Source organism: Streptomyces lydicus, from assembly GCF_001729485.1.
In the GTDB taxonomy this organism is placed as follows: Bacteria; Actinomycetota; Actinomycetes; order Streptomycetales; family Streptomycetaceae; genus Streptomyces; species Streptomyces lydicus_D.
This window is the reverse complement of sequence record NZ_CP017157.1, coordinates 1501745-1515759: the sequence shown is the minus strand read 5'-3', so window position 1 is coordinate 1515759 and position 14015 is coordinate 1501745. Positions and strand designations below refer to the sequence as shown.

Annotated in this window: 13 protein-coding genes; 7 read left to right on the top strand and 6 right to left on the bottom strand. The window is 71.4% G+C overall.

What is annotated here, in order from left to right:
- Window positions 1-12 precede the first annotated feature (12 nt).
- Genes SL103_RS06425 through SL103_RS06415 form a run of 3 tightly spaced genes read left to right on the top strand, consistent with a single transcriptional unit; the run spans window position 13 to window position 3157 of the window.
- Window positions 13-591 (top strand): GTP-binding protein, encoded by a 579-nt coding sequence (locus SL103_RS06425; RefSeq protein WP_079145594.1) that lies wholly within the window; start codon window positions 13-15, stop codon window positions 589-591.
- A complete protein-coding gene (locus SL103_RS06420; RefSeq protein ID WP_069567788.1) occupies window positions 588-2006 on the top strand; it encodes a cytochrome P450 in 1419 nt (472 codons plus the stop codon). Before SL103_RS06425 ends, SL103_RS06420 begins: the two co-directional genes overlap by 4 nt.
- Complete coding sequence (locus tag SL103_RS06415; RefSeq protein ID WP_069567787.1) at window positions 1931-3157, top strand: cytochrome P450 family protein; 1227 nt, start codon at window positions 1931-1933, stop codon at window positions 3155-3157. Before SL103_RS06420 ends, SL103_RS06415 begins: the two co-directional genes overlap by 76 nt.
- 90 nt (window positions 3158-3247) lie before the next feature.
- Here the strand turns inward: SL103_RS06415 and SL103_RS06410 are convergent, their stop codons facing one another.
- The gene (locus SL103_RS06410) at window positions 3248-3958 is read right to left on the bottom strand and encodes a TerB family tellurite resistance protein (RefSeq protein WP_069567786.1); all 711 of its coding nucleotides are present in this window, start codon (window positions 3956-3958) and stop codon (window positions 3248-3250) included.
- A 209-nt stretch (window positions 3959-4167) separates the two neighbouring features.
- The gene (leuA, locus tag SL103_RS06405) at window positions 4168-5946 is read right to left on the bottom strand and encodes a 2-isopropylmalate synthase (RefSeq protein ID WP_069567785.1); all 1779 of its coding nucleotides are present in this window, start codon (window positions 5944-5946) and stop codon (window positions 4168-4170) included.
- Between the two features lie 305 nt (window positions 5947-6251).
- Between leuA and SL103_RS06400 the strand changes: the two genes are divergently transcribed.
- From SL103_RS06400 to SL103_RS06385, 4 genes are all read left to right on the top strand, one after another.
- The gene (locus tag SL103_RS06400) at window positions 6252-7346 is read left to right on the top strand and encodes a M4 family metallopeptidase (protein ID WP_069567784.1); all 1095 of its coding nucleotides are present in this window, start codon (window positions 6252-6254) and stop codon (window positions 7344-7346) included.
- A gap of 147 nt (window positions 7347-7493) precedes the next feature.
- On the top strand, window positions 7494-7760 hold the full coding sequence (locus SL103_RS06395) for a protealysin inhibitor emfourin (RefSeq protein ID WP_069567783.1): 267 nt from the start codon (window positions 7494-7496) through the stop codon (window positions 7758-7760).
- An 80-nt stretch (window positions 7761-7840) separates the two neighbouring features.
- Window positions 7841-9160, top strand: a complete 1320-nt coding sequence (locus tag SL103_RS06390) for a GH1 family beta-glucosidase (protein WP_069567782.1) — start codon at window positions 7841-7843, stop codon at window positions 9158-9160.
- Entirely contained in the window at window positions 9157-10404 is a 1248-nt protein-coding gene (locus SL103_RS06385; RefSeq protein WP_069567781.1) for an MFS transporter, read from the top strand. Before SL103_RS06390 ends, SL103_RS06385 begins: the two co-directional genes overlap by 4 nt.
- A gap of 18 nt (window positions 10405-10422) precedes the next feature.
- On the opposite strand, the gene era is transcribed toward SL103_RS06385, so the two are convergent.
- The 4 genes from era to ybeY all read right to left on the bottom strand — a co-directional run bounded on the left by era (window position 10423) and on the right by ybeY (window position 13981).
- Window positions 10423-11370 carry a GTPase Era gene (era, locus tag SL103_RS06380; RefSeq protein WP_397735334.1) on the bottom strand — a complete coding sequence of 316 codons (948 nt, stop codon included), beginning with the start codon at window positions 11368-11370 and terminating at the stop codon, window positions 10423-10425.
- An 89-nt stretch (window positions 11371-11459) separates the two neighbouring features.
- Entirely contained in the window at window positions 11460-11819 is a 360-nt protein-coding gene (locus tag SL103_RS06375) for a cytidine deaminase (protein ID WP_069573468.1), read from the bottom strand.
- 326 nt (window positions 11820-12145) lie between these two features.
- Window positions 12146-13471 (bottom strand): hemolysin family protein, encoded by a 1326-nt coding sequence (locus tag SL103_RS06370; protein WP_069567779.1) that lies wholly within the window; start codon window positions 13469-13471, stop codon window positions 12146-12148.
- A 12-nt stretch (window positions 13472-13483) separates the two neighbouring features.
- Window positions 13484-13981 carry an rRNA maturation RNase YbeY gene (gene ybeY, locus SL103_RS06365; protein ID WP_069567778.1) on the bottom strand — a complete coding sequence of 166 codons (498 nt, stop codon included), beginning with the start codon at window positions 13979-13981 and terminating at the stop codon, window positions 13484-13486.
- Window positions 13982-14015: the final 34 nt, after the last annotated feature.

Here is a 14015-nt window from a genome sequence, read left to right as displayed (position 1 = left end):
GGCACCGACGGCATGTACCTCCCCGGAGCCGACCAGACCCTGGTCAAGCTCCTGGTCGCGGGGCCGTTCGGGGTCGGGAAGACCACGCTCATCCGGGCGCTCTCGGAGACCCCGCCGCTGCACACCGAAGAGGTGATGACGCAGTCCGGTGCGTTCGTCGACGACCTCGCCGGTGTGCGGGAGAAGACCACGACCACCGTCGCCATCGACTTCGGGCGGCTGACGCTGCCCGGGGACCTGGTGCTGTACCTGTTCGGCACCCCCGGACAGAAACGATTCCGTCCGCTGTGGCAGGACATCGCGCGCGGCGCGCTGGGCGCGCTCGTACTCGCCGACACCCGCCGCCTCGCGGACTCCTTCGAGGTGATGGACATCATCGAGGAGGCGGGGCTGCGCTACGCGGTCGCGGTCAACACCTTCCCCGACGCGCCGCATTACGACGCCGAGAAGCTCCGCGAAGCCCTCGACCTGCACCCCGAGACGCCGCTGGTGCTGTGCGACGCGCGCGACCGCGACCAGTCCGTCGACGCGCTGATCGCGCTCGTCGGGCACGTTCTCGCCCATACGCCCCAGGAGAACCAGACCTCGTGACTTCCCCGTACGAGCCGGGCGCCGCCCCGCCACCCGGCTGCCCCGCCCATGCCCAGGGCGGCCCGGCCGCCGGGCCGGCACAGGCCCCCGCGCAGCACGCCGCCGCAGCCGGCGGCACTCCGCTGGACCAGGGCGAGCAGCACTCGCTCGTCAAGCTGTACGAACCGGAGTTCGCGGCCGACCCGCACCGCTACTACGCCTATCTGCGGCAGTACGGTGCGCTGGCGCCCGTGGAGATCGCCGCCGGGGTGACCGCGATGCTGGTCACCGACTACCGGGCCGCGCTCGACCTGCTGAACGACGAGACCACCTGGTCCAAGGACTCCCGGGCCTGGATGCAGACGGTTCCCCCCGACACGGCGGTCATGCCGATGCTCGGCTGGCGGCCCAACGCCCTGTTCAACGACGGGGAGGTGCACCGGCGCTACCGCCAGGTGATCACCGACAGCTTCCGGCTGGTCGACCCGCAGGAACTGCGGAACCGGGTCCGGCGCACCGCGGACACCCTGATCCAGAGGTTCGGCGCGACCGGCGAGGCCGACCTCGTTCCCGCCTACGCGCAGCAGCTGCCCCTGCTGATGTTCAACAACCTCTTCGGCATGCCCGACGAGTACGGCGACCAGCTGATCGCGGCGATCACCGGGCTGATGGACTGCGCCACGCCGGAGGAGGCGGCGAGCGCCGACGCGGCGTTCACGGCGTACATCATGGAACTCGTGGGCCGGAAGAAGGCGGAGCGCGGGCCGGACCTCACGTCCTGGTTCCTGGACCACCCCAACGCCCTCTCCGACGAGGAGATCGCCGCGCAGATCGTCGTGACGATGGCCGCGGGCAACGAGCCGCTGGCCAACCTCATCGCCAACGCGCTGTCCCGGATGCTCTCCGACGACCGCTACTACAGCACGCTGTCCGGCGGTGCGCTCACGGTGCAGGACGCCATCAACGAAGTGATGTGGAACGACCCGCCGATGGGCCAGTACTCCGCGCACTACGCCCGCCGCGACGTGTTCTTCCACGGCACCTGGGTGCGCAAGGGCCAGCTGGTGCTGATCTCCTACGCGGCGGCCAACACCCAGTTCGGCGAGGTCACGCTGGACAGCGGATCGGGCAGCGGCGCGCACCTGACCTGGGCGTCCGGTCCGCATGCCTGCCCGGTGCCGCGGCACGCGCTGGTGATCGCCACCACCGCCATCGAGCGTCTCACCGCCTGGCTGTCCGACATCGAACTCGCTGTCCCCAAGAGCGAGTTGCGGTGGCGTCCCAGCTCGTTCCAACGGGCCCTGGCGGCCCTTCCGGCACGCTTCACCCCCATTACCCCCGACCAGGCAGGAGCCACGCCGTGGGACAACAGCTCGTCGCCCTCGACCCGTCCGGATCTGACATCTACGGAGAGGCCGAGCGCCTCCGTGAGCTAGGGCCCGCCACCCGCGTCCAGATTCCCGAGGGCCCCGAAGCCTGGTCGATCACCAGCCACGCCCTCCTCAAGAAGCTGCTGACCGACCCCCGCGTCTCCAAGAACCCCCGGGAGCACTGGCCCGCGTGGCAGCGCGGTGAGTACCACGACAGCTGGCTGCAGACGTGGGTCGGCGTGAACAACATGTTCACCGCGTACGGCGAGGACCACCGGCGGCTGCGCAAGCTCATCGCGCCGGCCTTCACCGCCCGCCGCACCGAGGCCATGCAGCCGTCGGTCGAGCGCATCACCGCGGCCCTGCTCGACGACCTCGCGGCGGTCCCGGCCGGCGAGGTCACCGACCTGCGCGCGACCTTCGCGCACCCGCTGCCCATGCAGGTCATCTGCGAGCTGTTCGGCATTCCGGGCGAGGACACCCGCGCGGAACTGGCCCGGCTCGCCGAGTCCATCATGACCAGCGTCGACCCGGAAGAGGCCGGGATGACGTTCGTGGCCACCCAGGAGCTGCTGAGCGGCCTGGTCGCGCACAAGCGCCGGCAGCCCGCCGAGGACCTGACCAGCCTGCTGGTCTCCTCGCGGGACGACGAGGGCCACAAGATGAGCGAGCAGGAGCTGATCGACACGCTGCTGCTCGTCCTGGTCGCCGGGCACGAGACCACCGTCAACCTCATCGGCAACGCGGTGCACAACCTGCTCACGCACCCGGAGCAGTTCAAGCAGGTGCTCTCCGGCCAGGCGTCCTGGAACGACGTCATCGAGGAGACGCTCCGCTGGTCCCCCAGCGTCGCCAACCTTCCGCTCCGCTTCGCCGTCGAGGACATCGAGATCCCGGGCGGGCCCACCATCCGCAAGGGCGACGCGATCCTGCCGTCGTTCGTCGCGACCGGCCGCGACCCCGGCCAGCACGGCCCCACCGCGGACGAGTTCAACGTCCGGCGTCCCGGCGTGGAGCACCTCAGCTTCGGTCACGGCGTCCACCACTGCCTGGGCGCTCCCCTGGCCCGTATGGAGACGCGGGTCGCCCTGCCGGCCCTCTTCGACCGTTTCCCGGACCTTCAACTGGGCGTCCCCGTCGAGGAGTTGGAGCCGTCGAACGGTTTCATCACCAGCGGCCTGCGCGGCCTGCCGATCCGGCTGACGCCCGCCGGCTGACCCGCGTACGGCCCGGCCGCCACCGGACCCCGTCACCCTCCGCGGTGGCGGGGTTCGTGCGTTGCGGGCAACCTGCCGCGGCCGCCGCGCTCAGGACGGCGTACCGGCAGCGGCCGCCAGCAGGCGGCGGGTCTCGGCCGGGCGCAGCATCAGCGCGCTGCCGACCGTGGTCAGGACCTCGCGTTCCGCGGGGAGGTAGGAGCCGTCGGCGAGGGCGATCCGGGCGCCCTGGAGGAGCAGCGATTCCCGGCCCGCGGGGGCGAGGTGGGGCGCGAGCGGCTCCAGCGACTCGTGGAGCTCTATGGCCAGCGCGGTGCCGCACGGGTCGAGCCCGGCGTGGCCGCAGTGGCCGCCGGTGACCGCGTCGTAGGTGCCGGTGAGCCGGCCGGTGTCGGCGGCGAGCGCGGCGAGGAGGGTGAGCAGCTGGTCCTCGGAGCAGTCCGCGAAACCGGCCGCGCGCACCGCGTCGACGGCGCGGTCGCGGACCGCGCGGGAGGACGTGCCGCCGGCGGCCAGCAGGGCGAGCGTGACGGTGTGCACGGCGTCCCGCAGCATCGCGGAGAAGCGGACGGTGGTGGGGTGGTCGAGGGCGTCCAGGCCGAAGTGGCCGTGACACGCGGAGCACTCCAGGACCGGGCCGGTGACGCCGCGGGACAGCAGCGGGACGCCGAGGACGGTGAAGCGGCGGGTGCCGCTGCGGCGGAGGTAGTTGCGGTCCCCGCCGCAATCGGGACAGAAGAACTCGCCGTCGGCGACGGTACGCCAGGACGTGCGCACGCCCATCACACACATCTTGTGCATCGCGTCAGTCCTCCATACGCTCCGGCTCCGTCGCCGCATTGGACGTGATGTTAGCCACATGAGTGATGCGGCGTCAGCAGCTCGTATCGGACAACTGGCCGGACCCTGCCGGAGCTCCGCCCTCCCGGGGGAGGTCTCCCGGGCGCACACGCCGGCGCCCCCGTCGCCCGGGGTGGGCGACGGGGGCGCGGAAGCGCACTACAACGGGGTCAGCGGCCCGCGCGGTTGACCGCGGAGACGACCGCCTTCAGCGAGGCGCGGGTGGTGTTCGCGTCGATGCCGATGCCCCACAGGACCTTGTCGTCGATCGCGCACTCGATGTACGAGGCGGCCTGCGCGGAGGCACCCTCGCTCATGGTGTGCTCCTGGTAGTCCAGCAGGCGGACGTCGACGCCGACGCCCTGGAGCGCGTCGAAGAACGCGGAGATCGGACCGTTGCCGGAGCCCGTCAGGACGGTGTCCTGGCCGTCGACCACCGCTTCGACAGTGAGCGAGTCGATGCCGTCCCGGTCCGTCGTGGTCTGCCCGTTCTTGACCTGGATGCGGCCCCACGGGTTCTCGGGGTTGGGCAGGTACTCGTCCTGGAAGGCGGACCAGATCGCGGCCGGGGTGACCTCGCCGCCCTCGGCGTCGGTCTTCTCCTGGATGATCCGGGAGAACTCGATCTGCATCCGGCGCGGCAGGTCCAGCTTGTGGTCGTTCTTCAGGACGTAGGCGATACCGCCCTTGCCGGACTGCGAGTTGACGCGGATGACGGCCTCGTAGGAGCGGCCGACGTCCTTGGGGTCGATGGGCAGGTACGGCACCGCCCACTCGATGTCGTCGACGGTCTTGCCGGCCGCGGCCGCCTCGGCCTGCATGGCGTCGAAGCCCTTCTTGATGGCGTCCTGGTGGGAGCCGGAGAAGGCGGTGTAGACCAGGTCGCCCGCGTAGGGGTGGCGCGGGTGGACCTCCATCTGGTTGCAGTACTCGCTCGTCCGACGGATCTCGTCGATCTGCGAGAAGTCGATCTGCGGGTCGACGCCCTGGGAGAAGAGGTTCATGCCCAGCGTCACCAGGTCGACGTTGCCGGTGCGCTCGCCCTGGCCGAACAGGCAGCCCTCGATGCGGTCCGCGCCCGCCATGATCGCCAGTTCGGCGGCGGCCACGGCCGTACCGCGGTCGTTGTGCGGGTGGACGGACAGGCAGACGTGCTCGCGTCGGGACAGGTTGCGGCTCATCCACTCGAAGCGGTCGGCGTGCGTCGACGGCGTCGAACGCTCCACCGTGGCCGGCAGGTTGAGGATGATCTCGCGGCCGTCCTCCGGCTGCCAGACGTCCATCACGCCCTCGCAGACCTCCAGCGCGAAGTCCAGCTCGGTGTCGGTGAAGATCTCCGGCGAGTACTGGTAGCCGAAGATCGTGTCGTCGCCCAGCAGCTTGTCGGCGTACTCCATGACCAGCCGGGTGCCGTCCACCGCGATCTGCTTGACCTGGTCCTTCGAGCCGCGGAAGACGACCCGGCGGAAGACCGGCGCGGTGGCGTTGTACAGGTGGACGGTGGCGCGGTGGGCGCCGCGCAGCGATTCCACGGTCCGCTCGATGAGCTCCTCGCGGGCCTGGGTCAGCACCGAGATGGTGACGTCCTCCGGGATCGCGCCCTCTTCGATGATCGAGCGGACGAAGGCGAAGTCGGTCTCGCCGGAGGAGGGGAACCCGACCTCGATCTCCTTGTAGCCCATACGTACCAGCAGGTCGAACATCGCGCGCTTACGGGCCGGCGACATGGGGTCGATCAGCGCCTGGTTGCCGTCGCGGAGGTCGGTGGACAGCCAGCGGGGCGCCGCGGTGATCCGGTTGTCCGGCCAGGTGCGGTCGGGGATGTCGACGGCCTCGTAGCGGCCGTACTTGTGGATCGGCATCCCGGAGGGACGCTGCAGCTGGGTGGCGTTGGTGAGCGGCGTACGGCGACCGACGGCGTTGGCTGCGGGGCTCGACGGATTCGTCATGGTGCGTAGGGCTCCTCGTGTGTCCGCGGGGGGAGGCACGGCCGACGGGGCGAAGGATCGCAACACCGAACTCCGCGGGGAGGGGGTCGGCCTACGACTACAGGCCCTCGCCGCGGCAGCTAAGGAGAAGCAGCCCGAAACGCATGATGCACAGCACCCTAGCTGAGGTCCGGCCTGAGTGGCGGGTGCGTATCAGTATGCGGGACCGAGACCGGCGTTCGGCATCAAATGCGACGAACCACACAAATTCGGGAATCTCCACCGCGGGCAGTGACACCGGCACTACACAGTGCCACCGTTTGTCCATGGACCTCAACACCGCAGATCGTGAATCCGCCGCCCCCCGCACCCCCGACCACCCGGTCTTCTGCACGATCATCCCGCCGCACATCCTCGACAACCTGGCGCAGTCGGACGACCCGGCCCGGCACGAGCCGGCCCGCCGCACCCTGGAGCACGACCACGCCCGGCGCACCCAGCGCCGGGCGATCGCCGCCGAGGGCCGCACCCCCGGGGAGCCCGGCGCCGACGCGGACAAGCCGAACCGCACGATCTACGACGCCGGCCACCAGGAGAACCTGCCCGGCACCAAGGTGCACGCCGAGTCCGACAGCCCGTCCAAGGACGCGTCGGTCAACCGCGCGCACGCGGGCCTGGGCGCGACCTTCGAGCTCTACCTCAAGGTGTACGGCCGCAAGTCCATCGACGGCGCCGGCCTGCCGCTCAACGCGACCGTGCACTACGGCCAGAAGTACGACAACGCCTTCTGGGACGGCGAGCGGATGGTCTTCGGCGACGGGGACAACGACCTCTTCCGGGACTTCACCATCCCCGTCGACGTCATCGGCCACGAGCTGACCCACGGCGTCACCCAGTACACCGCCAACCTCGACTACCAGGACCAGTCCGGGGCCCTCAACGAGTCGCTCTCCGACGTCTTCGGCAGCCTGATCAAGCAGTACGCCCTCGGCCAGACCGCCGACCGGGCCGACTGGCTGATCGGCGCCGACCTGCTCGGCCCGAACGTCACCGGCACCGCCCTGCGCTCCATGAAGGCCCCCGGGACGGCGTACGACGACGACGTCCTCGGCAAGGACCCGCAGCCCGCGACGATGAAGGGCTATGTCCGCACCACCGACGACAACGGCGGCGTGCACATCAATTCCGGCATCCCCAACCACGCCTTCTACCTGGTCGCGAGCGCCCTCGGCGGCAAAGCCTGGGAGCGCGCCGGGCAGGTCTGGTACGACGTGCTGACCGGCGGCCAGCTTCCCAAGAACGCCCAGTTCGCGGACTTCGCCAAGCTCACGCTCAAAGCCGCGCAGGCCCGCTTCGGCGCCGGCGACGAGCACGAGGCCGTGGTGAAGGCGTGGACCCAGGTCGGCATCAACCCGAAGTGACGCCCGGCGGCACAACCGGGGCGGGGGCGTCCGGCAAGCGCGCCCGCCCCACCCGTGCCTACCGTGTCCGTACGGGGCCCGTTCCGCTGTCCATACGGGCCCCCATCCGGGGTAGGAGTCCGTCGCAGGACGTCGGAGGAGCCCGTTATGCGCATTCATGTCCATCGCACCGGCGGTTTCGCCGCCATCGACCGCCGCGCCGAGGTCGACACCGCAGACCGTCCCGACGCCGCCGACTGGCAGGAGCTGGCCAAGCAGGCCGTGGCCACCGCCCGCACCGAGCCCCCGGTCGGTGTCCCCGACGGCTTCAGCTACCAGATCACCGTCGACGGCCGGACCGTCTACTGCTCGGACCCGCGCCTCACGGACGAACAACGGACCTTGATCACGAAGGTGCTGAAGGAAGGGTCGTAGCGGCTCCGGAACGCTGGGGGCGGGGCCGGAGCGTGCCGTACCCCTTGACAGAGTTACCGGCGGTTACAAAGCTCCCGCCCATGGTGACGAACCCGCTGCCCGCGTTCCCGCCCGGTTTTCTCTGGGGCGTTTCCACCTCGGCCCACCAGATCGAGGGGGCCGTCGACAAACGTGACGCGTCGGTCTGGGACGCGTTCACGGCCGAGCCCGGCCGGGTGAAGGACGGCTCGACGGCGGAGGTGGCCTGCGACCACTACCACCGCTACCGCGAGGACGTGGCCCTGCTGCGTGACCTGGGCGTGGACGCGTACCGCTTCTCCGTCTCCTGGCCCCGGGTGACCCACGAGGGCGGCCTCGACTTCTACGACCGGCTGGTCGACGAGCTGTGCGCGGCGGGCGTGCGGCCGGTGCCGACGCTCTTCCACTGGGACCTGCCGCTGGGTCTGGACTGGCTGGAGCGGGACACCGCGGCCCGGTTCGCCGACCACGCGGCGCGGGTGGCCGACCGGCTCGGCGACCGCGTGGACCGCTGGATCACCCTCAACGAGCCCGCGGAACACACCCTGTTGGGCCATGCGCTGGGCGCCCACGCACCCGGCCGGACGCTGCTGTTCGACGCGCTCCCGGTGGCCCACCACCAGCTCCTGGCGCACGGTCTCGCGGTGCGGGCGCTGCGCGCGGGCGGCGCCACGGACATCGGCATCGCCAACTCGCACGGCCCCACCTGGCCGGCGTCCGGCCGACCGGAGGACGTCGAGGCCGCCGACTTCTACGACGTGCTCCTCAACCGCCTTTTCGCCGACCCGCTGCTGCTGGGCCGCTACCCCGACGGCATCGCCGCACTGCTGCCGGGCGACGTCGAGTCCGACCTGAAGGTGATCGCGGAACCCCTCGACTGGTACGGCATCAACTACTACCAGCCGACGAAGGTGGGTGCGCCCGAGGGCACCGAGAGCGAGTTCTCCGGGCTGACGCTGCCCGCCGAACTCCCCTTCTCCGTCCGGAAGATCGACGGCTACCCGGTGACCGACTTCGGCTGGCCGGTGGTCCCCGAAGCCCTGACGGAGCTGCTCACCGGCTTCCGGGAGCGGTACGGGGAGCGGCTGCCGCCCGTCGTCATCACCGAGAACGGCTGCTCGTACGAGGGGCTCGACGACCAGGAGCGGATCGCGTTCCTGGACGGGCACCTGCGGGCGCTGCACGCGGCCATGGCGGCCGGGGTGGACGTGCGCGGGTACTTCGTGTGGTCGCTGCTGGACAACTTCGAGTGGGCGGAGGGCTACGCCCGGCGGTTCGGGCTGGTGCACGTGGACTACGGGACGCAGGCGCGCACCCCGAAGTCCTCGTACCGCTGGCTGCACAACGTGCTGAGGGAACAGGCCGGCAAGGCACGGGGATGAGCGGGACGGCCGCTCCGGCGGCGCTCGCGGAGCCGTCGGAGCGGGTGGGGCGGGCGTGGACCGCCTCGTTGTCGCTGGCGAACGGGGCGATCTGGGTCGGGTGGTACGGGCCGATCCAGATCCTGCTGGCACTGCAGGCGGCGGAGCTGGCACCGGCGGGCACCGCCAAGGAGACGGTGCTGGCGTGGGTGACCGGGGCGGGAGCCGCCGTCTCGATGATCGCCAACCCGTTGTTCGGGGCGCTGTCGGACCGTACGACCTCGCGGCTGGGGCGGCGGACGCCGTGGATCGTCGCGGGGGTCGCGGGCGGGGCGGTGGCCCTCGTGCTGCTCGCGGGGGCGCGGAGCGTGGCGGCGATGGCGGTGGGCTGGTGCGGCGTGCAGCTCACGCTCAACGCGGCGTTCGCGGCGGTCACCGCGGCGTTGCCGGACCGGGTGCCGCCCGGCCAGCGGGGCTCGGTGGGCGGCTGGCTGGGGGCCGCGCAGGTCCTGGGCGCGGTGGCCGGGACGGGGCTGGCGACGGCCGGCGGCGGCGTGGCCGGCGGCTACCTGGCCTGCGCCGCCTGCACGGTGCTGGGGGCGCTCCCGTACGTGCTGCACCGGGACCTGGTGCTGCCGGCCGGGCGGCGGCCCGCGGCCCGCCCGGCGGCCGTGCTGCGCGGGCTGTGGATCAGCCCGCGCCGCCATCCCGACCTGGCCTGGGCCTGGCTGACCCGGTTCCTGATCAACCTGGGCAACGCGCTGGCGCTGCTGTACCTGCTGTACTACCTGCGGGACGTGCTCCGGCGGCCGGACCCGGGCGGCGGGGTGCTGATCCTGACCGCTCTCAACGGGGTCACGCTGCTGGGCACCGTCGTCGTGGGCGGGATCTGGTCGGACCGGACCGGGCGGCGCAAACCGTTCGTCCTGGGCGCCGGGGTGATCATGGCGGCGGCGACCGGGCTGCTGGCCGGCTGGCAGACCTGGACGGGGGCGCTGTGCGCCGCGGCACTGCTCGGGGTCGGGTTCGGGGTCTTCACCTCCGTCGACCTGGCGCTGATGACGGAGGTGCTGCCGGCCGCCGCGGACCGCGCCAAGGACCTCGGCGTCATCAACATCGCCAACGCGCTGCCGCAGGTGGCCGCCCCGGCGCTGGCCGCGCCGCTCGTGCACCACCTCGGCGGCTACCGGGTGCTGTACGCCGTGGCGGCCGCGATCGGGCTGGTGGGGGCGTTGCTGGTGCGGCGGATCCGCGGGGTGGCGTGACGCCGCCCCGCGCCCGGCTCAGAAGCCCAGCTTCCGCAGCTGCTTGGGATCGCGCTGCCAGTCCTTCGCCACCTTGACGTGCAGATCGAGGAAGACCGGCGTGCCGAGCAGTGCCTCGATGTGCTTGCGGGACTTGGTCCCGACCTCCTTGAGCCGCTTGCCCTTCGGGCCGATGATGATGCCCTTCTGGCTGGGCCGCTCGATGTAGACGTTGGCGTGGATGTCCAGCAGCGGCTTGTCGGCCGGGCGGTCCTCGCGCGGGAGCATCTCCTCGACCACCACGGCGATGGAGTGCGGCAGTTCGTCGCGGACGCCCTCCAGCGCGGCCTCCCGGATCAGCTCGGCGACCATGACCTGCTCGGGCTCGTCGGTGAGGTCGCCCTCCGGGTAGAGCGCCGGGCCCTCGGGCAGGAGCGGCACGAGCAGGTCGGCCAGCAGCGACACCTGGGCGTCGCCGACCGCCGAGACCGGGATGATCTCGGCCCACTCGATGCCCAGCTCCTTGCCGAGCTGGTCGATCGCGATCAGCTGGGCGGCCAGCGCCTTGGAGTCGACCAGGTCGGTCTTGGTGACGATGGCGATCTTGGGGGTCTTCTTGATGTCGGCCAGCTCGGCGGCGATGTAGCGGTCGCCGGGGCCGATCTTCTGGTCGGCGGGCAGACAGAAGCCGATGACGTCGACCTCCGACCACGTGGTGCGGACCACGTCGTTGAGGCGTTCGCCGAGCAGCGTGCGCGGCTTGTGCAGACCGGGGGTGTCGACGAGGACCAGCTGGGCCTCGGGGCGGTGCACGATGCCGCGCACCGTGTGCCGGGTGGTCTGCGGGCGGTTGGAGGTGATGGCCACCTTCGTGCCGACGAGAGCGTTCGTCAGGGTGGACTTGCCTGCGTTGGGGCGCCCGACGAAGCATGCGAAGCCGGCGCGGTGCGGGGCGGAGGACTCTGTACGAACGCTCATGGCGCCCATTCTCCCCGATGCCGGGCGCCGCTCCGACCACGCCGGGCGACGCCCGCTCCCGAGTCCCCTCCGCCGGGGCCCCGCACGGGGCCCGGGTCCTACGCCTCGCCCGCGGGGCCCGTGGTGCGCACGGTGCCGTCGAGGCCGGCGACCAGGACGGGCGTCGCGGGGCCGCCGAGGTCCCGTACGGCCGCGCGGTCCGCGTCGCTGGCCTCCTCGGCCTCGGTGACCACGGCCGCGGCCTCCAGGGAGGTGGCACCGCTGGCGACGGCCATGGCGACGGCCGTCTGCAACGCGCTGAGCTGCAACGATTCCAGGGCGACGGTGCCGGCGACGTAGGTGCGGCCGGTCTCGTCGCGGACGGCAGCACCCTCGGGCACGCCGTTGCGGGCCCGCGCCGAGCGCGCGAGCGTGACGATCTTGCGGTCTTCGGGGTCCAGCGGTGCGGCATCGGTCATACCGGCGAGCATATGCGCCGCCCCCGCGACGGCCGTAGCGGGATCGCCCGGCGCCCGTCTCCGGCGCCGGGGAGGGATGGCTGCCCCGGTCCCCCGTGGCCGGGGCAACCCGCGTGGCAAGATTTCTCGGACGATTTCCCCACGCGTGGCGGCCGCCTTTCGGCAACCGCCCGAAGATCTTTCCACGGTGCGCCGGGCAGAATCCAGCCCCACCGGAAATGGCTTGCAGAACATTTCCGGTGCACTGGAGATGAGTGGCCCGGCGCACCACCGCAGGCGTTTTCCCGCGGTGTGCGGCAGGTCGGTGGTTCCGGTGTGCGCCGGGACTACGCGGAGAGTTCCGCGGGCTCGCCCGCGTCCGCCGGGCGGACCGGCTCGCAGACCACCGTGACGATCTTGTTCCGGCGGCCGGCCGGGGATTCGGCGGTCAGCCTGAGCGCCGTCAGCCCGGAGTCGGCGGCGTACTCGGCGACATCGACCTCGGCGGTGGCACCGGCGATCGGCACCCGGCCCAGCAGCTTGGCCAGCAGTCCGCCGACCGTTTCGACGTCCTCGTCGTCCAGCTCGGCCAGCCCGTAGAGCTCGCCCAGGTCACCGATATCGAGGCGGGCGGTGACGCGATAACGGTCGTCACCGAGATCCTCGACCGGCGGCAATTCCCGGTCGTATTCATCGGTGATCTCGCCGACGATCTCTTCGAGGATGTCCTCGATGGTGACGATTCCGGCGGTGCCGCCGTATTCGTCGATGACCACGGCGACATGATTGCGGTCCTGCTGCATTTCCCGCAGCAGATCACCGGCATTCTTCGTGTCGGGCACGAAGACGGCGGGCCGCATGGCCGTGGAGACCAGCTCGGTCTCGGCGTCGCGGCTGATGTGCACCTTGCGGGCGAGGTCCTTGAGGTAGACCACGCCGACGATGTCGTCCTCGTTCTCGCCGGTCACCGGAATGCGGGAGAAGCCGGAGCGCAGGGCAAGGGTCAGCGCCTGGCGGATGGTCTTGAAACGCTCGACGGCGACCAGGTCCGTACGCGGCACCATCACCTCGCGCACCAGGGTGTCGCCGAGCTGGAAGACGGAGTGCACCATACGGCGCTCCTCGTCCTCGATCAGCGACTCCTTCTCCGCGAGGTCGACCAGCGAACGCAGCTCCGCCTCGGAGGCGAACGGGCCCTTGCGGAAGCCCTTGCCGGGCGTGAGGGCGTTGCCGATGAGGATCAGCAGCTGCGGGATCGGGCCCATGACGCGGGCCAGCGGCAGCAGGACGTACGCCGCGGCGGTGGCGGTGTTCAGCGGGTGCTGGCGGCCGATCGTCCGCGGGGAGACCCCGACGGCCACGTAGGAGACCAGCACCATCACGGCGATGGCGACGGTCAGCGCCTGCCAGGTCTTGTCGAAGGAGCGCAGGCAGGCATAGGTGACCAGCGCGCCGGCCGCCATCTCGCAGCCGACCCGCACCAGCAGCGCCACGTTGAGGTAGCGGGTGGGGTCGGCGGCGACCTGGGCGAGCTTGGCGCTGCCCCGCCGCCCGGAGCGGACCGCCTCCTCGGCCCGGAAGCTCGTGGTACGCGCCAGGCCGGCCTCCGCGCAGGCGGCCAGCCAGGCGATCACGATGAGCAGGACCGCGACGGCGATCAGCTGGGTGGTCATCGCGGGCGCCCGTCAGGTGACGGTCGGGGCCGGCGAGGGGCCGGTCAGGCCCCGCTCCGTGCGCCAGCCGTCGACGATCGCCGCCTGGAGCCCGAACATCTCGGCCTTCTCGTCCGGCTCCTCGTGGTCGTAGCCGAGGAGGTGGAGCACGCCGTGGACGGTCAGCAGCTGGAGCTCCTCGTCCATGCTGTGTCCCGTCGGCGCCTCCTCACCCTGCTTCTTGGCGACCTCGGGGCACAGCACGATGTCACCGAGGAGCCCCTGCGGGGGCTCCTCGTCGTCCTTGGCCGGCGGACGCAGCTCGTCCATCGGGAAGGACATGACATCGGTCGGACCCGGCAGGTCCATCCACTGCAGGTGGAGCTGCTCCATGGCCTCGTCGTCCACGACGATGACGGACAGCTCGGAGAGCGGGTGGATACGCATCCGGGCCAGGGCGTAGCGGGCGATGTCGAGGATCGCCTGCTCGTCGACGTCCGTGCCGGACTCGTTGTTCACGTCGATGGACATGAGGGGAGTTGCTTCTCGCTTCTTGATCGCGCGG

What these genes read in the sequence shown, in the direction of transcription:
- SL103_RS06390 (WP_069567782.1), top strand. Translation starts at nt 7,841, where the DNA reads ATGGTGACGAACCCGCTGCCCGCGTTCCCGCCCGGTTTTCTCTGGGGC.
- leuA (WP_069567785.1), bottom strand. Translation starts at nt 5,946, where the DNA reads ATGACGAATCCGTCGAGCCCCGCAGCCAACGCCGTCGGTCGCCGTACG.
- SL103_RS06395 (WP_069567783.1), top strand. Translation starts at nt 7,494, where the DNA reads ATGCGCATTCATGTCCATCGCACCGGCGGTTTCGCCGCCATCGACCGC.
- SL103_RS06410 (WP_069567786.1), bottom strand. Translation starts at nt 3,958, where the DNA reads ATGCACAAGATGTGTGTGATGGGCGTGCGCACGTCCTGGCGTACCGTC.
- SL103_RS06400 (WP_069567784.1), top strand. Translation starts at nt 6,252, where the DNA reads ATGGACCTCAACACCGCAGATCGTGAATCCGCCGCCCCCCGCACCCCC.
- SL103_RS06385 (WP_069567781.1), top strand. Translation starts at nt 9,157, where the DNA reads ATGAGCGGGACGGCCGCTCCGGCGGCGCTCGCGGAGCCGTCGGAGCGG.
- SL103_RS06425 (WP_079145594.1), top strand. Translation starts at nt 13, where the DNA reads ATGTACCTCCCCGGAGCCGACCAGACCCTGGTCAAGCTCCTGGTCGCG.
- SL103_RS06375 (WP_069573468.1), bottom strand. Translation starts at nt 11,819, where the DNA reads ATGACCGATGCCGCACCGCTGGACCCCGAAGACCGCAAGATCGTCACG.
- era (WP_397735334.1), bottom strand. Translation starts at nt 11,370, where the DNA reads ATGGGCGCCATGAGCGTTCGTACAGAGTCCTCCGCCCCGCACCGCGCC.
- ybeY (WP_069567778.1), bottom strand. Translation starts at nt 13,981, where the DNA reads ATGTCCATCGACGTGAACAACGAGTCCGGCACGGACGTCGACGAGCAG.
- SL103_RS06370 (WP_069567779.1), bottom strand. Translation starts at nt 13,471, where the DNA reads ATGACCACCCAGCTGATCGCCGTCGCGGTCCTGCTCATCGTGATCGCC.